20 protein-coding genes are annotated in these 21,123 nt (G+C 61.2%); 11 read left to right on the top strand and 9 right to left on the bottom strand.

Annotation, left to right across the window (positions count from 1 at the left end):
- The first annotated feature begins 80 nt into the window (after positions 1-80).
- Together WNE31_RS11970 and WNE31_RS11965 are read left to right on the top strand one after the other, a co-directional pair.
- Positions 81-1,289 (top strand): biopolymer transporter ExbB, encoded by a 1,209-nt coding sequence (locus tag WNE31_RS11970; RefSeq protein ID WP_349980015.1) that lies wholly within the window; start codon positions 81-83, stop codon positions 1,287-1,289.
- Positions 1,290-1,291: 2 nt separating this feature from the next.
- Positions 1,292-3,418 (top strand): peptidoglycan -binding protein, encoded by a 2,127-nt coding sequence (locus WNE31_RS11965; protein WP_349980014.1) that lies wholly within the window; start codon positions 1,292-1,294, stop codon positions 3,416-3,418.
- A gap of 5 nt (positions 3,419-3,423) precedes the next feature.
- Here the strand turns inward: WNE31_RS11965 and WNE31_RS11960 are convergent, their stop codons facing one another.
- From WNE31_RS11960 to gloB, 3 genes are all read right to left on the bottom strand, one after another.
- Positions 3,424-4,395: a M23 family metallopeptidase gene (locus WNE31_RS11960; RefSeq protein WP_349980013.1), complete on the bottom strand. Its 972-nt coding sequence runs from the start codon at positions 4,393-4,395 to the stop codon at positions 3,424-3,426.
- The gene (clpA, locus tag WNE31_RS11955; protein WP_349980012.1) at positions 4,392-6,713 is read right to left on the bottom strand and encodes an ATP-dependent Clp protease ATP-binding subunit ClpA; all 2,322 of its coding nucleotides are present in this window, start codon (positions 6,711-6,713) and stop codon (positions 4,392-4,394) included. The genes WNE31_RS11960 and clpA overlap by 4 nt, the downstream gene beginning before the upstream one ends.
- Before the next feature lie 297 nt (positions 6,714-7,010).
- Positions 7,011-7,778 (bottom strand): hydroxyacylglutathione hydrolase, encoded by a 768-nt coding sequence (gene gloB, locus WNE31_RS11950; RefSeq protein ID WP_349980011.1) that lies wholly within the window; start codon positions 7,776-7,778, stop codon positions 7,011-7,013.
- 61 nt (positions 7,779-7,839) lie between these two features.
- On the opposite strand from gloB, the gene WNE31_RS11945 reads away from it, so the two are divergent.
- The 7 genes from WNE31_RS11945 to WNE31_RS11915 all read left to right on the top strand — a co-directional run bounded on the left by WNE31_RS11945 (position 7,840) and on the right by WNE31_RS11915 (position 14,226).
- Positions 7,840-8,580 carry a class I SAM-dependent methyltransferase gene (locus WNE31_RS11945; protein WP_349980010.1) on the top strand — a complete coding sequence of 247 codons (741 nt, stop codon included), beginning with the start codon at positions 7,840-7,842 and terminating at the stop codon, positions 8,578-8,580.
- A gap of 351 nt (positions 8,581-8,931) precedes the next feature.
- Positions 8,932-9,492, top strand: coding sequence for a F0F1 ATP synthase subunit delta (locus WNE31_RS11940; protein ID WP_349980009.1), 561 nt, complete (start codon positions 8,932-8,934; stop codon positions 9,490-9,492).
- The gene (gene atpA, locus WNE31_RS11935; protein ID WP_349980008.1) at positions 9,492-11,030 is read left to right on the top strand and encodes a F0F1 ATP synthase subunit alpha; all 1,539 of its coding nucleotides are present in this window, start codon (positions 9,492-9,494) and stop codon (positions 11,028-11,030) included. Before WNE31_RS11940 ends, atpA begins: the two co-directional genes overlap by 1 nt.
- A gap of 12 nt (positions 11,031-11,042) precedes the next feature.
- On the top strand, positions 11,043-11,918 hold the full coding sequence (locus tag WNE31_RS11930) for a F0F1 ATP synthase subunit gamma (protein ID WP_349980007.1): 876 nt from the start codon (positions 11,043-11,045) through the stop codon (positions 11,916-11,918).
- A gap of 16 nt (positions 11,919-11,934) precedes the next feature.
- Positions 11,935-13,359 carry a F0F1 ATP synthase subunit beta gene (atpD, locus tag WNE31_RS11925; RefSeq protein WP_349980006.1) on the top strand — a complete coding sequence of 475 codons (1,425 nt, stop codon included), beginning with the start codon at positions 11,935-11,937 and terminating at the stop codon, positions 13,357-13,359.
- A gap of 11 nt (positions 13,360-13,370) precedes the next feature.
- On the top strand, positions 13,371-13,766 hold the full coding sequence (locus tag WNE31_RS11920) for a F0F1 ATP synthase subunit epsilon (protein WP_349980005.1): 396 nt from the start codon (positions 13,371-13,373) through the stop codon (positions 13,764-13,766).
- Positions 13,767-13,875: 109 nt separating this feature from the next.
- Positions 13,876-14,226: an H-type lectin domain-containing protein gene (locus WNE31_RS11915; protein WP_349980004.1), complete on the top strand. Its 351-nt coding sequence runs from the start codon at positions 13,876-13,878 to the stop codon at positions 14,224-14,226.
- Between the two features lie 54 nt (positions 14,227-14,280).
- Here the strand turns inward: WNE31_RS11915 and WNE31_RS11910 are convergent, their stop codons facing one another.
- Entirely contained in the window at positions 14,281-15,300 is a 1,020-nt protein-coding gene (locus tag WNE31_RS11910; protein ID WP_349980003.1) for a ribose-phosphate pyrophosphokinase, read from the bottom strand.
- Positions 15,301-15,415: 115 nt separating this feature from the next.
- On the opposite strand from WNE31_RS11910, the gene WNE31_RS11905 reads away from it, so the two are divergent.
- Both WNE31_RS11905 and WNE31_RS11900 read left to right on the top strand, forming a co-directional pair.
- A complete protein-coding gene (locus tag WNE31_RS11905) occupies positions 15,416-16,015 on the top strand; it encodes a 2-hydroxychromene-2-carboxylate isomerase (protein ID WP_349980002.1) in 600 nt (199 codons plus the stop codon).
- 2 nt (positions 16,016-16,017) lie between these two features.
- A complete protein-coding gene (locus WNE31_RS11900) occupies positions 16,018-16,824 on the top strand; it encodes an alpha/beta fold hydrolase (protein WP_349980001.1) in 807 nt (268 codons plus the stop codon).
- A gap of 2 nt (positions 16,825-16,826) precedes the next feature.
- On the opposite strand, the gene WNE31_RS11895 is transcribed toward WNE31_RS11900, so the two are convergent.
- The 5 genes from WNE31_RS11895 to WNE31_RS11875 form a co-directional block, all read right to left on the bottom strand.
- Positions 16,827-17,873 carry a threonine aldolase family protein gene (locus WNE31_RS11895; protein WP_349980000.1) on the bottom strand — a complete coding sequence of 349 codons (1,047 nt, stop codon included), beginning with the start codon at positions 17,871-17,873 and terminating at the stop codon, positions 16,827-16,829.
- Complete coding sequence (locus WNE31_RS11890; protein WP_349979999.1) at positions 17,873-18,349, bottom strand: YcgN family cysteine cluster protein; 477 nt, start codon at positions 18,347-18,349, stop codon at positions 17,873-17,875. The genes WNE31_RS11895 and WNE31_RS11890 overlap by 1 nt, the downstream gene beginning before the upstream one ends.
- A complete protein-coding gene (locus WNE31_RS11885) occupies positions 18,346-19,278 on the bottom strand; it encodes a bifunctional riboflavin kinase/FAD synthetase (RefSeq protein WP_349979998.1) in 933 nt (310 codons plus the stop codon). The genes WNE31_RS11890 and WNE31_RS11885 overlap by 4 nt, the downstream gene beginning before the upstream one ends.
- A gap of 369 nt (positions 19,279-19,647) precedes the next feature.
- Positions 19,648-20,091, bottom strand: coding sequence for a MaoC family dehydratase (locus WNE31_RS11880; protein ID WP_349979997.1), 444 nt, complete (start codon positions 20,089-20,091; stop codon positions 19,648-19,650).
- Positions 20,092-20,194: 103 nt separating this feature from the next.
- A complete protein-coding gene (locus tag WNE31_RS11875; RefSeq protein WP_349979996.1) occupies positions 20,195-21,070 on the bottom strand; it encodes a TIGR01459 family HAD-type hydrolase in 876 nt (291 codons plus the stop codon).
- Positions 21,071-21,123: the final 53 nt, after the last annotated feature.

The raw sequence follows: 21,123 nt of genomic DNA, 5'->3' as shown, positions 1-21,123 counted from the left end.
TATCCGCATAAGTCCTTGGCACGCGGCCCGCTTCTCAGTAGGGTGGGCCCAGAAAAAACAAGGTGTCAGGATCCGTCCACATGGACCAGCCGGACCGCAAAGTCGAGCCGCATTTCTCTCAACCCGTCCGCCAGATCATGCTCATGCTGATTGTTCTGGGGCTGACGGTGGCGTTGGGGTATTTCGCCCTGCCACGGGTGATGCCTGTGTTCGAGGCGAACCCCTATCTCAACGGCTTTATCCTGTTCGTCTTCATGATCGGGGTGGCCGCCTGTTTCGCGCAGGTCTTCTCGCTGATATCCTCGGTCCGTTGGATCGAGGCCTTTGCCGCAGGAGAGGCCGAGCGCGAAGGCGTGGTGGCACCTTCGTTGCTGGCGCCGCTGGCCACGCTGCTGCGCAGCCGTGGCGCGCATTCCCAGATCAGCGCGACCTCGACCCGCTCCATCCTCGACTCGGTCGCGACCCGGATTGACGAGGCGCGCGAGATCACCCGCTATCTTGTGAACATGCTGATCTTTCTGGGTCTGCTGGGCACGTTCTATGGCCTTGCCACGACCGTGCCCGCCGTGGTCGATACCATCCGCAGCCTTGCCCCGCAGGAAGGCGAAGGCGGGGTCGAGGTGTTTTCCCGCCTGATGACCGGCCTTGAGGCCCAACTGGGGGGAATGGGCGTGGCCTTTGCCTCGTCGCTGCTGGGTCTGGCCGGATCGCTGATCGTAGGTTTGCTGGAGTTGTTCGCGGGCCACGGGCAGAACCGGTTCTACCGAGAGCTGGAAGAATGGCTGAGCTCGATCACTCGCGTCGGGTTCTCTGCCGGCGACGGTGACATGAGCGCGGAACAGGGTGCCATGGTTGGCGTGGTAGATCATCTCAGCCGGCAGATTGACGTGGTGCGCGATCTGTTCGTGCAGGCCGAAGCCAACCGACACGCCATGGAAACGCAGGTTTCGACCCTTGTGGATTCGGTGCAGAAACTGGCCGACCAGTTGGAATCCTCGGCCCCCACCTCGCAGGCCTTGTTGCGTGCTGCCGAGGGGCAGGAAGAACTGGTCCACCTGTTGCGCAACCGGCAGGAAAACGAAGGTCTCGACGCCGAAAGCCGGATGCGACTGCGGTCGATCGACGTTCAGATGCTGCGCATTCTCGAAGAAGTGTCCGCAGGACGGCAGGAAAGCATGGGCCAGATCCGCAACGATCTTGCCGCGCTGGCCCGCGTCTTGCGCCAGAACAAGAGCGGCGCGGCCCCCAATGCCCCGAGACAGGCCCCTTATCCGCAAGGGGATGGCTGACCATGGCGCTGTCACGTCGCACAGGACAGCGGTTTCAGGCATCCATCTGGCCCGGTTTTGTCGATGCGATGACGGGGTTGTTGCTGGTGCTGATGTTCGTGCTGACCATTTTTATGGTGGTGCAGTTCGTCCTGCGCGAAACCATTACCGGACAGGAAAGCGAACTGGATGCTCTCTCGACCGAGGTCGCCGCGCTGGCGCAGGCATTGGGTCTGGAACAGCAGGAAAACTCCGAACTTGAGGCGCGGGTTGGCGGTTTGCAGGCGACATTGACCACGGCCCGCGATCAGGTCGAACAACAGGCCGCCCTAATCGCAAGCCTGACCTCGGAACGTGCGGCGCAGGATGCGGCTTTGGCCGAGGCCCGTACGAGGATCACCAGTTTCGAGGCGCAGGTCGCGGCCTTGATTGCCGATCGCGATGCCGCGCTGGGCACGATTGCCGATCTCGAAACCCGCCGCACTGAATTGCTGGACGAACAAGAGGCGCTCAATCTGGCCCTGGCCTCCGCGCGCACCGAAATTGACGCGCAGGAAGAAGCCGCGCGTCTGGCTGCCGCCCGCCGCGAGGCTCTTGAGGCCATGGTGGCCGACCTGAACCGCGACCTGGAGGTCGGGGCCACGGCCCGCACAGAGTTGGAACAGGCGCTGAGTGAGGCCGAGCAACAGCGCCTTGTCGAAGCCGCCGCCGCCGAGGCTCTGCGTGAAAAACTGCAAAACGCTGATGCCGAGCTGACCGCAATGACGCTGGCCCTTGAGGCACAGCGCCAAAAGGCCGAGGATACGCTGACCATGCTGGCCGCTGCCGAGGCCGCCCGGAAAGACCTTGACCTGAAATTGGCCGCCGCCCTTCTTGCCGGCGAAACCGCCGAGGCCGATCTGGCTGCTGCGCTGCGCAGCCTGACACGGACCAAAGAGGACGTCACCGCCAAGGATCAGCAAATCGCATCGATCCAAGCGCAGCTGGCCGCTGCCCTGCTGGATCTGGAACAGGCCGATGCTACTGTCGCCGATCTTGAAACGCGGTTGGCGACCCTTCAAGGCGAGTTGGCCACGGCGCAGGATGAGGCCGGGGAAACCGCGACGCGGCTGGCCTCGGATCTTGAAACGCTGGAAACCCAGCTGGCTGCGGCCCTTGCCGCCCAGCTGTCCGCAGAGAACCGGGCGCGGTCGGCAGAAGAAACCGGCGCTGCGCTGGAGGAACAGCTAGCGGCGGCGCTCGCGGCGAAACTGGCCGCCGAGGAAACGCTTGCCGCGCAGGGCGACGTCGAGAAACGTCTTGCCGCCGCGTTGGCCGCCAAGCTGGCTGCGGAACGCACGGTGTCGGAAACCCTGTCCGCCGCCGAGGAACGCGAGGCCCTTTTGTCCGCAGCGAACACGGCCCTGAACGCACAAGAGGCGCGCACCGCCGAAAGCCAGCGTCAGGTGGCCGTCCTCAATCAACAAGTGGCTGCGCTGCGCTCGCAATTGACAGGTTTGCAGGCGCTTTTGGACGACGCCAAGGAACGTGATGCCGCCGCGCAGGTCCAGCTGCAATCGCTGGGGCAGGATCTGAACACTGCGCTGGCGCGGGCTGCCGCCGAGGAACGCAAGCGGCGTCAACTGGAAGAGGAAGAGCGCAAACGACTCGAGGCCGAGGCCAAGGCGCTGCAAGACAAGGCGCGCGATCTGGAACGGTTCCGGTCCGAGTTCTTTGGCCGGTTGCGCGATGTGCTGGGCAATCAGGAGGGCGTGCGGATCGTCGGCGACAGGTTCGTGTTCTCGTCAGAGGTTCTGTTCGACGTTGGCAGCGCCACCCTGTCCGAGGCGGGGCAGGCCGAGATTGCCAAGGTGGCCGATATCCTGACCCGGATTTCGGACGAAATCCCGGCGGAAATCGACTGGATCCTGCGCGTGGACGGGCATACCGACAACCAGCCCTTTTTCAGCGCGGGCAAATACGCCGACAACTGGGAACTCAGCCAGGGCCGTGCTCTGTCGGTGGTGCGGTTCATGATTGACGGGCTGGGCATTCCGCCGAACCGCCTTGCGGCGAACGGGTTTGGCGAATACCAGCCGATTGACCCGGCCAACACCCCCGATGCGCGGGCCAAAAACCGGCGCATCGAGTTGAAGTTTACCGAAAAGTAAGCCGTCTAGGGCAGGGTAAAGCGCAAGGTGTCCTGTGCCATGACCTGACCGTTCCGTTCAATCGTGGCCGTGCCGGTATATGTGCCGGACGGCCATCCCCCTGCCGGGCGTTTTTTGCCATAGGCCCGGAAATAGCGCGACTGTGCCTTGTCGAGGGGGATGGCGGTGTCGAACACCGCGCCGTCCGGCCCAGTCAGGATCAACGCCACGCGGTCGGCCGGATCGCTGCCATATCCCATGGCCCAGATCACGAGGGCGGCAGGCGGATGCGCCCAATGGTTCGGGGTGCGGGGCAGGGCGACCAGATCCTCATAATCCGGCACAGCATCATGCACCCCGATGGCGATCAGCCCTGTCGGCACATGGGCGACCGGCTCTGCCCAGATTTGTCGGGGCGTGTCGGTGCAGGTCGCGTCACTGTCAGCGCTGAACGGATCAACGATCTGTCCGTCCTTGCGCACGGAAAAATGCAGGTGGCGGAAACTGGTCAGCCCGCTGAGGCCGGTCTGGCCCAGCACATCCCCGGCGGTCACGCTTTGACCCTGTTTGACGCGAACCGATTGGTTCTTCAGGTGGCAGTATTGGGTGTGCCAGCCGTCGCCGTGGTCGATCACCACGCCATTGCCGCATTCCTTGCCGGAGACGTCCTGTGACCTGTCAGACGGGTGGGGTTTGTCGGCCATGGTGTTGCGCACGCCCAAAACCACACCATCCGCCGCGGCCAGCACATCCAAGCCGCGAAAATAGGTGTTTATATCGACGTCGCCCAGAATCGCGAAATCCGTACCTTTGTGTCCATCATAGGTCAGCCGGTCACAGGCAAAATCGCGAAATCCCGGCCCCGGGTCGCGATCGACATAATTCTGGATATAACAGGTTTCGCCCAGCTCGCAGTCAATCGGCTGGATAAATGAAGGCTCTCCCATCGCCGGTAAAGCGATGAGAGAGCCGATGAAAGCCCAAAAAGCCTTGGTCATTCCGCGGTCAGAAGCGGTGGCTTGTTGCCCGTGATGCGTGGCTTGTCCGGGCCGGAGAGCTTGAGTTTCAACTCGCCATCCTTGACGGTGACCTTGACCACACCGCCCTTGGCCAGCTTGCCGAACAGCAATTCCTCGGCCAGAGGTTTCTTGATGTGTTCCTGGATGACACGCGCCAAAGGCCGCGCGCCCATCTTGTCGTCATAGCCCCTGTTGCCCAGCCATTCGGCGGCCTTCGGGGTCAGTTCGATGGTCACGTTGCGGTCCATCAGCTGTGCTTCGAGTTGCAGCACGAACTTCTCGACCACGCGCATGATGACCTCTTTCGGCAGCGGTGCGAACGAGATCACGGCATCCAGGCGGTTGCGGAATTCCGGCGTGAAGGTGCGTTCGATCGCGGCGGTGTCTTCGCCCTCGCGACGGTCACGGCCAAAGCCGATCGCCTCTTTCGCCTGTTCGGCAGCGCCCGCGTTCGAGGTCATGATCAGGATCACGTTGCGGAAATCCACCGTGCGCCCATTATGGTCGGTCAGCGTGCCGTGGTCCATCACCTGCAACAGGATGTTATAGACATCGGGGTGTGCTTTCTCGATCTCGTCCAGCAGCAGCACGCAATGCGGGTGCTGGTCGACGCCATCGGTCAGCTGCCCGCCCTGGTCAAAACCGACATAGCCCGGAGGCGCGCCGATCAGGCGCGACACGGCGTGTTTCTCCATGTATTCCGACATGTCAAAGCGCAGCAGTTCCACACCCAGCGTATCCGCCAATTGCTTGGCCACCTCGGTTTTGCCCACACCGGTCGGCCCGGCAAACAGATAGTTGCCGATGGGTTTTTCCGGTTCGCGCAGGCCCGCTCGGGCCAGTTTGATCGCCGAGGACAGCGCCTCGATCGCCTTGTCCTGGCCGAACACGACGCGCTTGAGCGAACGTTCCAGATCCTTGAGCACCTCGGCATCGTTTTTCGACACGTTTTTCGGCGGGATGCGGGCGATCTTGGCGACAACCGCCTCGATCTCTTTCACGCCGATGGTCTTGCGCCGTTTCGAGGCCGCCACCAGATGCTGTGCCGCGCCGGCTTCGTCGATGACGTCGATCGCCTTGTCCGGCAGTTTGCGGTCATTCATGTAGCGCGCAGACAGTTCTACGGCGGTCTTGATCGCCTCGGCAGTGAATTTCACGCTATGATGTTCCTCGAAATAGGGTTTAAGCCCCTTGAGGATCTTGATCGTGTCTTCGACGGTCGGCTCCATCACGTCGATTTTCTGGAACCGGCGGCTGAGCGCGCGGTCCTTCTCGAAATGTTGACGGAACTCTTTGTAGGTGGTCGAGCCCATCGTGCGCAGCTTGCCCCCCTGAAGAGCGGGTTTGAGCAGGTTGGATGCGTCCATCGCCCCGCCCGAAGTCGCGCCCGCACCGATCACGGTGTGGATCTCGTCGATGAACAAAACTGCGTTGGGGTGTTCTTCAAGTTCGGTCACCACAGCCTTGAGCCGTTCCTCGAAGTCGCCACGATAGCGGGTTCCGGCCAGAAGCGCGCCCATGTCGAGTGAATAGATCGTCGTTTCGGACAGCACCTCGGGCGTGGCGCCGATCACGATCTGGTGCGCCAGACCTTCGGCAATTGCGGTTTTGCCCACACCGGGATCCCCCACCAGAAGCGGGTTGTTCTTGCGGCGGCGGCACAGCACCTGAATGCAGCGCTCGACCTCGGCATCACGTCCGATGAGGGGGTCAATATCGCCCGCCGTGGCCTTGGCGTTCAGGTCGACGCAGTATTTTGCCAGCGCGCTTTCCTTGTTGGTCTCGCCTTCGCCCATATCAACGGTCTGGCTGTCATCGTCCGCGCCGGTCACGGGGCGGCTTTCCCCGAAGGCGGGATCCTTGGCGACACCGTGCGCGATGTAGTTCACCGCGTCATAGCGGGTCATGTCCTGTTCCTGCAGGAAATAGGCGGCGTTCGATTCACGCTCGGCAAAAATCGCGACCAGAACGTTGGCACCGGTCACTTCGGTGCGGCCAGACGATTGCACATGGATCGCGGCGCGTTGGATCACGCGTTGGAACGCAGCGGTCGGCACGGCCTCGGACCCTTCGATATCGGTCACGAGATTCGACAGATCCTCGTCAATGTATTCCATCAGGGCGGCGCGCAGTTCGTCGATGTTGACGCTGCAGGCTTGCATTACGCGCAGCGCGTCGGGTTCTTCCAGCAGCGACAGAAGCAGATGTTCCAGCGTTGCGAATTCGTGGCGGCGATCGTTCGCTTCAGACAGAGCGGCGTGGATGGCCTGTTCAAGTGTGTTCGAGAATGAAGGCACTGCTCATGTGCTCCTCTGGTTCTGGGTTGCTGGCGGGTCGCCGTACAACCATGGCCTCATAGGTTTAAAGTTTGGTCTATCTGACGCCAGCTTCAAGGATTTTCTGCATGAAACATGTCACTTTTCCCTGAACGGGTGCCTCTTTGGGCAAATTGACATGATCGGGTCTAGGGGTGGGTCAACAACACAAACAGCGGGGCAGATCCTTGCCCCGACGAAGGCAGACAACCGGTTCGGACGGCGCCTGTTGGAATTAGAGTCTATGGGTGTTGTCCCAAAGTTCAACCCCAAGCCGCCCTAGAAATTGTCCTTGCGTTTGCGCACCTCGGCAAAGACCGCGACCGGGTCGGCGCCTTCCAGCCCCACGGCGCGCTGAATCCCCGGGGTATGTCCGCGCAGGAACGGGTTGGTCTCCAGCTCCTCGGACAAGAGCGAAGGCACGGTGGGCTTTCCGTTTGCCCGCGCCTCTTCAATCCGGGTGATCCGGGCCTTGAGGGAGGCATTGTCGGGGTCGACAGTCACCGCGAACTTCGCGTTCGATTCGGTATATTCGTGGCCGGAACAAACGATGGTGCTGGCGGGCAGGCTGGCAAGCTTGGACAGGCTGTCGAACATCTGCTCGGGGCTGCCTTCGAACAGGCGGCCACAGCCAAGCGCCATCAGGCTGTCTGCGGTGAACACGGCGCCAGTGTCGGCAAAATAGAAGGCAATATGCCCGAGCGTGTGGCCCGACACGTCGATGACCTTTGCCTGCTCTTCCCCAACGGTGACCGTGTCGCCCTCTGTCACTGCAAGGTCGAGCGGCGGCAGCCGGTGGGCATCGGCCTTGGCACCAATGACCTTGGCCGGATGGTCGGCCAGCAGCGCTTCCAGACCATCGACATGGTCCCAGTGGTGGTGCGTCAGCAGCACGTGCGACAGTGTCCAGCCACGTGCCTTGAGCGCCGCACTAATAGGGGCGGCGTCCGGCACGTCCACAACCGCGGTGTCGCCGGTGGCGGCATCATGGATAAGAAAACTGTAGTTGTCGTACAGACAGGGGATCGTGACGATCTCGAGGGGCATGGAAATTCGCCTTTTCATTGCTATGTTGACCACAGAGTTGCCGATCGGACGGACGGTTGCAATGCATCTTGATGTGCAGGACCTGAGGAATTTCTATTACCGCAGCACGCTGGGGCGTGCGGCGCAAAAGGCCGTGCGGGATGAAATGCTGGGACTCTGGCCAGACGCCTCTGGGATGACCGTCGCGGGCTACGGATTCGCGGTGCCTCTGTTGCGGCCCTATTTGTCCGAGGCGCGCCGTGTTCTGGGGCTGATGCCGGCGCCGCAGGGGGTGATGCCTTGGCCTGCGGGGATGCCGAACGTCTCGGTTCTCTGCGAGGAAACTCTGTGGCCAATCGAGACCGGTCATGTGGACAGGCTTGTCATGATGCACGGACTGGAAACCTGTGAAAGACCTGCCGACCTCTTGCGCGAGGCGTATCGCGTGCTTGGCCCCGGCGGCAAGGTTCTGTTCATTGTGCCCCATCGCGCCGGCATCTGGTCGCGCAGCGATGCCACGCCCTTTGGCTATGGCCGCCCCTATTCCACTGGCCAGCTTGAAGCGCAGTTGCGCAGCTTTGACTTCATGCCCGAGCGCAACCGCACCACGCTTTACCAGCCGCCGACCCATAAACGGTTCTGGCGCAAGACCGGCCCGATCTGGGAGAGCATGGGCAAGACCCTGTCGCCGGTCATCGCGGGCGGGGTCTTGATGGTCGAGGCATCCAAGCGCGTGCCAGCGTCTTCGGGGCCGGGTTTGCGGGAAGCCGTGCGCAAGCCGCTTGGCGTGCTGTCCCCGAAACCCGAAACCGCGCCGGTCTGACCCCCACCTCTGCCCCCGAGGGCCGCCATGTGACACCACACGGGGCGGAAAATTCGGCTGTTTCCGCTAACGGTGGCGGGTGAAAACGGTTCGGGAATCGCCAAATATGACCGTTTCCCACTGTTTTTTTTGACGTGCGGTCACTGGCAAAGGGTCGCACCCGCGTCAAAGCCTTATAAACAAGGCGTTTTCGCAAAGCAGATAATATGCCAAACAATGTTGCTAGGTGGGCGCTGCTCTGCTACATCCCTCACGGATTTTACTGCCCTGAACAATCGGGGTCATGAAACGCCCCCGGGAAATGCATACTTTTGTATGCAGAAATCGGGGCCAGAAAGCGGAAGGGTGGACGTGTCCGAACCAGCTTCGATCTCCTCCGGCATTGCACAGCGCTATGCCACCGCGGTCTTCGAGATCGTGAAAGAGAACAAGACGCTTGATAAACTTGAAAGCGGTCTTGCCGACCTGAGCACCGCACTGGCCGACAGCGCAGAACTGCGCGACCTGATCAACTCGCCGATCTATTCGCGCGAAGAGCAGGTGAACGCCATTGCAGCAATTGCCAAAAAGATGGGCCTTCAGCCGATGCTGAGGAACGTTCTGGGCCTGATGGCCGAGAAGCGTCGCCTGTTCGTTCTGCCCCAGCTGGTTGAACAGCTGAACGCGATGGTCGCGGCAGAAAAAGGCGAAGTGACCGCCGAAGTCACCTCTGCCAAAGCGCTGACCAAGGCGCAAAGCGAAAAGCTTTCCAAGACTCTGGCCGCACGTGTCGGCAAAGACGTCAAAATCAATGCGACCGTTGATGAAGCCCTCATCGGCGGTCTTGTCGTTAAAGTGGGTTCGAAGATGATCGACACGTCGATCGCCTCCAAGCTCTCTTCCCTCCAGAATGCAATGAAAGAGGTCGGATAATGGGTATCCAAGCAGCCGAAATCTCTGCGATCCTTAAGGACCAGATTAAAAACTTTGGCCAAGAGGCCGAAGTGGCCGAAGTCGGCCGTGTGCTTTCCGTCGGTGACGGTATCGCGCGCGTCTACGGCCTGGACAATGTTCAAGCCGGTGAGATGGTTGAATTCCCCGGTGGCATCCAGGGCATGGCCCTGAACCTTGAAAACGACAACGTTGGTGTCGTGATCTTCGGTTCGGACCGTGACATTAAAGAAGGTGACACTGTCAAGCGCACCAACTCGATCGTGGACGTTCCGATTGGTGAGGGCCTTCTGGGTCGCGTTGTTGACGGTCTGGGCAACCCGCTGGACGGCAAGGGCCCGATCGAAGCCACCGAACGCGGCGTTGCCGACGTGAAAGCGCCGGGCATTATCCCGCGTAAATCGGTTCACGAACCGATGGCAACCGGCCTGAAATCGGTTGACGCGATGATCCCGATTGGCCGTGGCCAGCGTGAACTTATTATTGGCGACCGTCAGACCGGTAAAACCGCCGTGGCTCTGGACGCCATCCTGAACCAGAAATCCTACAACGACGCCGCCGGCGACGACGAAAGCAAGAAACTGTACTGCGTGTACGTTGCGATCGGTCAGAAGCGGTCGACCGTTGCTCAGCTGGTGAAGAAACTCGAAGAAACCGGCGCGATTGACTACTCGATCGTTGTTGCTGCAACCGCTTCGGACCCCGCGCCGATGCAGTTCCTGGCACCTTACGCCGCGACCGCGATGGCCGAGTACTTCCGTGACAATGGCCGTCACGCGCTGATCATCTATGATGACCTTTCCAAACAGGCCGTTGCCTATCGTCAGATGTCGCTGCTGCTGCGTCGTCCGCCGGGCCGTGAAGCCTATCCGGGTGACGTTTTCTACCTGCACTCGCGTCTGCTGGAGCGTTCGGCCAAGCTGAACGAAGATTTCGGCGCAGGCTCGCTGACCGCGCTGCCCGTCATCGAAACCCAGGGCGGCGACGTGTCGGCCTTTATTCCGACCAACGTGATCTCGATCACCGACGGCCAGATCTTCCTTGAAACCGAACTGTTCTATCAGGGTATCCGTCCTGCTGTGAACACCGGTCTGTCGGTTTCGCGGGTTGGCTCTTCGGCTCAGACCTCGGCCATGTCTTCGGTTGCCGGTCCGGTGAAACTGTCGCTGGCTCAGTATCGTGAGATGGCTGCGTTTGCCCAGTTTGGGTCCGACCTTGACGCCGCAACCCAGCAGCTGCTGAACCGTGGTGCACGTCTGACCGAGCTGATGAAACAGCCGCAGTACTCGCCGCTGACCAACGCGGAAATCGTCTGCGTGATCTTCGCCGGTGTGAACGGCTATCTCGACAAGGTCGACGTCAAGGACGTGGGTCGTTTCGAGACCGGTCTTCTGCAGCACCTGCGCGGCAAGCACGCCGACCTGCTGGCTTGGATCACCGACGAAGATCCCAAGATCAAGGGCGACGCCGCCGACAAAGTTAAAGCCGCGCTGGACGAATACGCAGCTGACTTCGCATAAGGGGTTCGGACAATGCCTAGTCTGAAGGACCTAAAAAACCGGATCGAGAGTGTGAAAAACACTCGGAAGATCACAAAAGCCATGCAGATGGTTGCCGCGGCGAAACTTCGCCGCGCGCAGGACGCTGCCGAGGCATCGCGCCCCTACACAGAACGGTTCAACGCCGTTCTGGGTGGTCTGGCGGCCTCGGTCGGTGGTTCCGACTCTGCACCGAAACTGCTGTCGGGCACCGGCAGCGATCAGACCCACCTGCTGGTGGTGATGACCGCTGAACGTGGCCTTTGCGGCGGCTTCAACTCGAACATCGCCAAACTGGCCCGTTCGAAAGCGGAAGAGCTGATCGCAGCAGGTAAAACTGTCAAGATCGTCACGGTCGGCAAGAAAGGTCGTGACGCGATCAAACGTGATCTGGGTGAACACTTCATTGATCACGTTGACCTGACCGAGGTCAAACGTGTTGGATATGGCGATGCGCAAGGTATTGCTGCAAGTATCCTGTCGCGCTTTGATGCGGGCGAGTTCGACGTGGCCACAATCTTCTATGCGAAGTTCGTGAACGTTGTGACCCAGATCCCGACCGCTCAGCAAATCATCCCGGCAGCGTTTGACGCAGCCGAAGGTGACGGCGCAGCCACTCTGTACGACTACGAGCCCAGCGAAGAGGCCATTCTGGCCGACCTGCTGCCGCGCGGCGTCGCAACGCAGATTTTTGCTGCACTGCTGGAAAACGGTGCCTCGGAGCAGGGTGCGCGGATGTCCGCAATGGACAACGCGACCCGCAACGCTGGCGACATGATCGACAAACTGACCATCGAGTTCAACCGCTCGCGTCAGGCTGTGATCACCAACGAGCTTATCGAAATCATCTCGGGCGCTGAAGCGCTCTAAGACCGGAGACGAACAAATGGCAAACGCAAAAGGTAAGGTGACCCAGGTCATCGGCGCCGTTGTCGACGTTCAGTTCGAAGATTCCCTGCCGGAAATCCTCAACGCACTGAACACTGAAAACAACGGCAAGAAACTGGTTCTGGAAGTTGCCCAGCACCTGGGTGAAAACACTGTCCGCACCATCGCGATGGACGCGACCGAAGGTCTCGTTCGTGGCGCAGAAGTGCTCGACACCGGCGCACCGATTTCGGTTCCGGTTGGTAACGCAACCCTGGGCCGCATCCTGAACGTTGTGGGCGAGCCCGTGGACGAAAAAGGTCCGGTCAACGCAGACGAGACCCGCGCAATCCACCAGCCCGCACCGGAATTCGACGAACAGTCGACCGAGTCGGAAATCCTCGTCACCGGTATTAAAGTGATCGACCTGCTGGCCCCCTACTCGAAGGGTGGTAAGATTGGTCTGTTCGGTGGTGCAGGTGTGGGTAAAACCGTTCTCATCATGGAACTCATCAACAACATCGCAAAAGTGCACTCGGGTTTCTCGGTGTTCGCGGGTGTGGGTGAACGGACCCGTGAGGGTAACGACCTCTACTGGGAGATGATCGAATCGAACGTTATCAAACCCGATAACCTCGAAGAATCGCAGGTGGCTCTGGTTTACGGCCAGATGAACGAACCTCCGGGTGCGCGTGCACGTGTTGCTCTGACCGGTCTGACCCTTGCAGAACAGTTCCGCGACCAGTCCGGTACCGACGTTCTGTTCTTCGTCGACAACATCTTCCGCTTTACCCAAGCCGGTTCGGAAGTTTCGGCTCTGCTGGGCCGTATTCCTTCGGCGGTGGGTTACCAGCCGACGCTGGCCACCGACATGGGTGCGATGCAGGAACGCATTACTTCGACCAAATCGGGCTCGATTACGTCGATCCAGGCCGTCTACGTTCCCGCGGACGACCTTACCGACCCTGCACCGGCAACCACCTTTGCCCACCTCGACGCAACCACCGTTCTGTCGCGTGCGATCTCGGAACTGGGTATCTACCCGGCCGTTGACCCGCTCGACTCGACCTCGCGTCTGATGGACCCGGGTGTTGTGGGTGAAGAGCACTACAAAGTGGCCTTCGACGTTCAAAACATCCTGCAACGCTACAAGTCGCTGCAAGACATCATCGCCATCCTCGGCATGGACGAACTGTCGGAAGAAGACAAACTGACCGTGGCTCGTGCCCGTAAGATTCAGCGTTTCCTCTCGCAGCCGTTCGACGTTGCGAAGGTCTTCACCGGCTCTGACGGTGTTCAGGTTCCGCTGGAAGACACCATCTCGTCGTTCAAAGCCGTTGTGGCTGGCGAATACGATCACCTGCCCGAAGGCGCCTTCTACATGGTTGGCGGCATCGACGAAGTGATCGCAAAAGCCGAGAAAATGGCTGCTGAAGCGGCCTAAGGAGGCCCCTGATGGCAAACACGATGCAATTTGACCTGGTCAGCCCCGAGCGTAGCCTTGCTTCGCTCGAGGTGACCTCGGTCCAGATCCCGGGCGCAGATGGCGACATGACCGCCATGCCGGGTCACGCCGCTGTGCTGACCTCGCTGCGTCCCGGTGTCGTGAAGGTGCAATCGCCCGAAGGCGAGAAAGATTTTGTCGTGACCCGCGGTTTCGCGGAAATCTCGGCCGAGTCGATCTCGGTGATTGCCGAACACGCGCATGTGGGATCGGAAGTGACCAAGGCAGATCTGGAAGACGTCCTGACGGCAGCCCGCGACGCGGCTGCGGCTGCGGCGGCAGAAGACAAGGATGCAGCAGAGAAGTTTGTTGCCGACCTCGTCGACCTGCTGGACGCGATGGATTGATCCAGACCCTGTAAAAACAGTTCAGAGGGGCTGCGCCAACAGGCGTGGCCCCTTGTTTTGTTGATTAGTGCGTGTTTTGTCGTCAAGTTAGACATTTTTGGTACGGCCCATGAAACGACTCAGAACACATCTCATCGGCATTGAGCAGGGCGACGTGCCCATTTTTGCGGATTTCGAAAATGGTGGTGAAATGTGGACGGGACATGGTGCCCGCGAACGTCGGATCCCGGTGGTGTTTACCGAACCCTTCCTTGACGTGCCTGCGGTACATGTTGGCCTGTCCCTGTCCGATATCGACAGCGGCCCCCATCAGCGTATTGAAATCCTGTCCGAGAAGGTCACCCGTGCGGGGTTCGACCTCGTGTTTCGCACATGGGGGGATAGCCGCGTTGCCCGCGTGCGCATGAACTGGACCGCGATTGGCGAACTTGCCAACGACGACGACTGGGAAATCCGCTGACGCAAAAGGGCGCCACACGGGCGCCCTTTGTTGTTTCGCGAACCGGGCGTCCGATCAGGACGGGAACATGCCCTCATAGGCGGGTTCCAGCGTTTCGGTTTCAAACAGCGACGACACGCTGGTGCCGTTCCAGATATTCATGATCGCCTGTGCAAACATCGGGGCTGTGGGCACGATGCGGATATTCGGAGCGTCCAGAACCGGTTGGGTCGGCTGGATCGAGTCGGTGATGACCAGCGATTTCATCACGGATTTGGTGACGCGATCGACGGCAGGGCCGGACATGACACCGTGGGTGATATAGGAATGCACCTCGGTCGCGCCGTGCTCCATCAGGACCTCGGCCGCTTTGCAGAGCGTGCCGGCGGTGTCGCACATGTCGTCGACGATGATACATTTTTTGCCTTCGACATTCCCGATCACAGTCATCTCGGCGACCTCACCGGGCTTTTCGCGGCGTTTGTCCACAATCGACAGGGGCGCGCCGATCCGTTTGGCAAGTTCGCGGGCCCGGGCCACGCCGCCCACGTCAGGCGAGACGACCATGACATCCTTGAGTAGTTCGCCCGGAAACTGGTGCATGATATCAAGCGCAAAGACGGGCGAGGCATAGAGGTTGTCGACGGGGATATCGAAGAAGCCCTGAATCTGCGCAGCGTGCAGGTCCATGGTCAGAACCCGTTCCACGCCGGCCTCGACCAGCATATTGGCGACCAGCTTGGCCGAGATCGGCGTGCGCGCCTTGGCGCGGCGGTCCTGGCGGGCATAGCCGAAATACGGGATCACGGCGGTGATGCGCGCCGCCGACGACCGGCGCAGCGCGTCGGTCATGATCAGCAGTTCCATCAGGTTGTCATTGGCCGGATTCGAGGTCGGCTGGATAATGAACATATCTTCGCCGCGCACGTTTTCGAACACTTCGACAAAGATTTCTTGGTCGTTGAACCGTTCGACACGGGCGTCCACAAGACCCAGCGTTTTGCCGCGATGCATCGACATGCGGCGTGCAATCGCCAGAGCCAGCGGTTTGTTGGCGGTTCCCGTGATGAGTTTCGGTTCCAGGATGGTAGGCATTTGAGTGGTCCCCAGGCAGATATCCGAATCCACGAATGACAGATTCGTGACGTTGCACACCGCTTAACATGGCCCTACCTTCTGGCAAAGTGATGCAGACGCGCAGAGGTCCCAAATGCCACATATCGACTATTATTTCTCGACGATTTCCCCCTATGCATATCTCGCGGGCAACCGGTTGGAGGAGATCGCGGCCAAGCACGGGGCGACGATCACCTACAAACCTCTCGATATCATGGCGCTTTTTGCGCGTACCGGGGGTGTTGCGCCCAAGGACCGGCACCCGAATCGCATCGCCTATCGTGCACAGGAACTGCCGCGTCAGGCCAAAAAGGCTGGCATGCCGTTCAACCTGCAACCGGCCCACTGGCCGACCAACATGGCGCCGTCCTCTTATGCCGTGATTGCCGCGCAAAAGGCCGGCGGTGGCGACCTGGGCAAGCTATGCCAGGGGCTGATGCGGGCCTGCTGGGTCGAAGACAAGGACATCGCGCAGGATGACGTCATCAAGGCGTGCCTGTCCGAGGCGGGGTTCGATCCGTCACTGGCCGATAGCGGCCTTCTGGTCGGGGCCGAAATCTATGAAAAGAACCTTGAAGACGGCATCGCCGCAGGGGCCTTCGGGGCGCCGTTCTATGTGGTCGACACCGGCGCGGCCTTCTGGGGGCAGGACCGGCTCGAAGACCTCGACATGCATCTGTCGGGAGAGCTCTGATTATGGGGCTGGACACGGTCGCGCCCTTGCATCTTCACGCGCGCAGCTTCGGGCATGGCCCCGAACCGGCGCTGGCGCTTCATTGTTCGTTGGCGCATTCCGGCGCATGGCGCGGGGTCGCGGGGGCTTTGGCAGAGGACATGACAGTCACCGCGCTGGACCTGCCCAGTCACGGGCGTAGCCCCGACTGGGACGGGCAAGGCGACATCACCGACGCGACGGTCGCCGCCGTGCGCCCGTTTCTTGGCCGTCCCATGCATTTGATCGGCCACAGCTATGGCGGCGTCATCGCGCTGCGGCTGGCGGTGCAATACCCGCATCTGGTCAAATCCGTGTCCCTGTTCGAACCGGTCTTGATGGCTGTGGCCCGAGAGGACGGACCGGAGCAGGCGGCGTGGAATGCTGCGCTCATGCAGACCGTGATGACCGAAATTGCGGCAGGGCACCCCGACAGGGCGGCCCGCGCCTTCATGCGGGTCTGGGGGGATGGGCGCCGCTGGGATGACCTGCCCGAAGACCTGCGGGCGGGGGCGACGCGGCGGATCACCGTCATTCGCGACAGTGAACCATCTTTGGGGCATGACAACTGGGGCCTGATCCCGCGTCTTGGCGAGATCCAGGCGCCGCTTGTCCTGATGGATGGGGCCGAGTCACCGGCCCTGATGAAGGTCGTGCAGGATGGCATCGCCGCGCGGGTGCATGGGGCACGCCGCAAAACCTTTGAAGGCTTGGCGCATATGGGGCCAATCACCCATCCGAAAACCGTGGCGGCCGAAATCCTGCAAAACGTCCGGCGCGCCGAGGGCTGAGGTCAGGCCGGTTTCACGAGGGCAACAAACTGGTCGATCTGGGTCTCGGACAGCGACCAGTCGCAGACCAGCCGTGCTTCGAGCATCTCATCGGGGTCGTCGCCTTCCAGCGCGCCGGACCAGACGTAATAGACCGCCCCTGCATCGTGCAGGCGCTGGTGTGCTGCGCGGGGGAAGCTGCAGAACACGATATTGGCCTGCGGATCGTGCAGGAAAGTGACGCCCGCCTCTTTAAGGCCCGCCACCAGCCGCGCGCAGTTTGCATTGGCCTTGGTCGCGCTCAGACGCCAGAGGTCCTCGGTCAGATAAGCGTTCATCTGGGCCGACAGGTAGCGGTGCTTGGAAAACAGATGTGCCCCGCGTTTGCGGCGCAGTTCGAATTCCCACGCCTTGTCCGGGTCAAACAGGATCACCGCCTCTACGCCGACACAACCATTCTTGGTGCCGCCAAAACTAACCACATCCACGCCCGCTTTCCATGTCATCTCGGCTGGGGTGCATCCCAAGGCGACCAGCGCATTGGCAAAGCGTGCGCCGTCCAGATGCACGGGCAGGTCAAAAGATTTCGCCACGTCGCACAGCGCGCGCAATTCGTCCACGGAATAGACCGTGCCGCGTTCGGTCACCTGGGTGATCGATACGGGGCCGCGCTGGGGGCCGTGAACGCCGCGGGTTTCCTCGCCCTCGATGGCGCTGCGCAGGTTGTCGGGCGTCATCTTGGCGCCATCGCCCACCAGGGTCAGCTTTGCACCGCCTGCATAGAACTCGGGTGCGTTGCATTCATCCTCGTGGATATGAGCAACGGGGGAACAGAACACGGTCTGCCACGGCTGGGCATAGCAGGCCAGCGCCAGCGCATTCGCGGCCGTACCCGTGGCCACCAGATAGACCTCGGCCGTAGGGGCTTCGAAAATGGTGCGGATCTTGGCGCGCACCTCGTCCATGATGGGATCGGCGCCATAGGGCATGGCATAGCCCCGGTTGGCCGTGGCCAGCGCTGCGATGATGGCATCATGCGCCGGACCTGCATTGTCAGAGGCAAAAAACATCAGACGGGCTCCTCAATGATATAGTCTTCCCAGTCATCTTCATCGATTTCGAATTCCGACACCGTGCGGTGGCGCACCGAAACGCCCGCAGCATGGACCGTTTCGGGGTCGCCGGAAATCAGCGGATGCCAGTCGAACAAGGGTTTGCCCTCCCATAACAGCCGATAGGCGCAGGTGCGGGGCATCCAGTAGGCGTGATCGTCGATATTGCTCGGGCTCATGACGATGCATTCGGGCACGAACTGGTGGCGAATGTCATATTGGGTGCAACGGCAGCTGTCATCGTCCAACAGCCGGCAGGCGACGCAGGTCAGCTCGACCCGGCCCGTCTCGGAATCCTCGAGCTTGTTCAGGCAGCACTTGCCACAGCCGTCGCAAAGTGCCTCCCATTCGCGCTGGTTCAGCTTGGTCAGGGGCTTGCGCTCCCAGAACCGGTGGGCCAGCCCGTCCCGTGCTATCGGGTCACGGTTGGTCATAGCGCCGCCAGGATGTCGCGGCATTGGCGACAGTCCTTGTCGATCTGCGCGATCAATTCCTCGACACCGTCGAACTTCCACTCGGGGCGCAGGAAATCAATCAGCGCGATGGACAGTTCCGTGCCGTAAAGGTCGCCGGAGAAGTCGAAGATATGGGTTTCGATGTTGGCCTTGTTGACCCCGAACATGGGCCGCACCCCGACCGAAGCCGCGCCCTGATAGCTGCCTTTGTGGGGCCCTTCGAGCACATCGACCAACACCGCAAATACCCCGAATTTCGGCGGGTGCAGCCCGTCAATCGACATGTTCGCGGTGGGAAAGCCAAGGTCGCGGCCACGCTGGTCGCCGCCGATTACGGGCCCGTCGACACGGTGCCAGTGGCCCAGCATCGTGGCCGCATCGCGGGGGCGCCCATCACTCAGCGCGGTGCGGATCGCGGTCGAGGACACCTGCACCTCGTCATCGCGCAGCAGGGGGGCGATGGTGACATCAAACCCCATGTCCCGGCCAAAACTCTTCAAGTCCTCTGCGGTGCCCTTACGCCCTTTGCCGAAACAGAAATCGGCGCCGACAACCACGTGACGCAGGCCCAGCCCCTCGGCCAGAACCTCGCGGGCAAACGCCTCGGGGGTCAGGCCGGACAGGGTCGCGTTGAAGGGCAGTTCATAGAGACGCTCGACCCCCAGCTTTTCAAGCCTGTTGGCACGGGTTTCCGCGCTGGTCAGCCGGAAAGGCGGGGCGTCGGGTGCAAAGAATTCACGCGGGTGAGGTTCAAAGGTCACAATGCCCAGCGGCGCGCCATTGCCGCCGTTGCGCGCAAGGTCGATCACCGACTGATGGCCCAGATGCACCCCGTCGAAATTACCGATCGCGGCGCTTGCGCCCCGATCGCGTTCGTCCACGTATTGATAGTCACGAATGATCCGCATGGCCGAAGGGGTAGCCCCCTTGCGCGGGAGGATCAAGCGCCGTTATGCGCAGGTGGCCCGTGACGCAGCGCGCGGTGGCCTGTCAAAAGATTAACGCCGTGCCTTTAGAACCATTTGCGATCGATCCTTCGCCGTGCCCCGACAAGGCCGGCGTCGTATGACACTGGAAGCGGTCCCCGTGGCGGGGGACATCTGGACCCGGGTCGGGGTGCGGGGGAAACCCCGTCCGATATTCCACATTGGCGGCGCCGCCTGTCATACCGGACCACATCACATCCATAATAAACGCAAACCGCCCCGGAGAGGCTCCGAGGCGGCAAATCTTGCTGCTTGTGCGCCCGGGTGCGGGGCGCGCAACCTGTCTTTGGATCAGTCGAACTTGCGCGAAGGCGCGAGAACGGTGGCTTCGCCGATCAGAACCTTCTTGCCATCGACCGAGCAGTGGCAATCCATCTTGACGCGGCGCTTGGCAAAGTCGATGTCGGTGACCTTGACCTCGGCATAGACGGTGTCGCCGGGGCGGACAGGGGCCAGGAATTTCAAGGTCTGGCCCATATAGACGGTGCCATGTCCCGGAAGCTGTTCTCCGATGACCGCAGAGATCAGGCCGGCGGTCAGCATCCCGTGCGCGATGCGGCCTTCGAAGATGGTGTCATTGGCATAGTCGTCGTCCATATGCACCGGGTTATGGTCGGTCGAAACCTGGGCGAACATCTGGATGTCTTCGTCGGTCACGACTTTGCGAAGGTGGCGCGACATGCCCATTTCGATATCTTCGATACAAATGGTTCCGCGCGGCAGGTTATCCAACATTCCGTCCTCCGGTCTGCGTCGGCTTGGTAATTTTCGGGCGACTCTGCGCCAGCATTCGCAACTTTATTACTTTGCAGGCGCAGAAAATCAACCCCTAATCTGCCTAGCGCAATTGCCCGATCGTATAGGCTGGTGCGACGTTTTCCTTTTGAAGATAGGCGGTTAGGGCCTTTGGGTCGGGGTCGTGCGACGTTTTGGTTTCCGTTGCGGCAAGCCCGCCAGAGATGAACAGGGAATCAATATCCTCGCCCATGGCCCCGGCAATATCGGTCTGGGCCCCGTCGCCAATGGCCAGAATCGCCGACGCCGGGATGTCCTTGCCAAGGGCCGTCAGGCGGCGGCGGGCCAGGTCATAGATCGGCGGATGGGGCTTGCCGAAATAGAGGCTCTCGCCGCCCATCTCGGTATAAAGTCGCGCCAGTGCGCCCGCGCACCATTCGCGGGTTTCGCCCCGGTCGACCACGATATCTGGGTTGGCGCACAGAAGTTTCAGGCCCTTGGTCTTGGCATACAGGAAATCGGCGCGATTCACGTCGGGGTCTGCCATCGGATCGAAGGGGCCGCAGCAGACGATGCCTTCGGCCTCTTGCAGGGGCACGCGCGTGATCGGCACGGGGGTTTCGATCACCTCGAGCGGCGAAAAGAACAGTTCGTCACGCTGCCATTCCCCCATGAAATAGACCTTTTCGCCCACGGCCCCGGTGAACATGGCTGCGCGTGCGGAATCGCCCGAGGTGGCGATGGTGTCATAAGCATCGGCCGGTACGCCGAACCCTTCCAGTTGCGTTGCCACCCCGGCGCGGGGTTTGGGCGAATTGGTGACCAGCACGACAATACCACCGCGCCGCCGGTGGGCCTGTAGCGCGGCCACGGCCTCGGGATAGGCGGTTACGCCATTATGCACGCATCCCCAAAGGTCGACGTATAGCGCGTCATAGCGGTCGGAAACGTCGGAAAGGGCATTGATGATCTGGGTCATGGTCTGGTCCTGTCGGCAGAAGGTTCGGCCGAGGTATCGCAAAGCCCGTGCAG

Source organism: Shimia fortis, assembly GCF_040225985.1.
Classification (GTDB): Bacteria; Pseudomonadota; Alphaproteobacteria; order Rhodobacterales; family Rhodobacteraceae; genus Shimia.
This window is presented reverse-complemented; position numbering and strand designations above follow the sequence as displayed.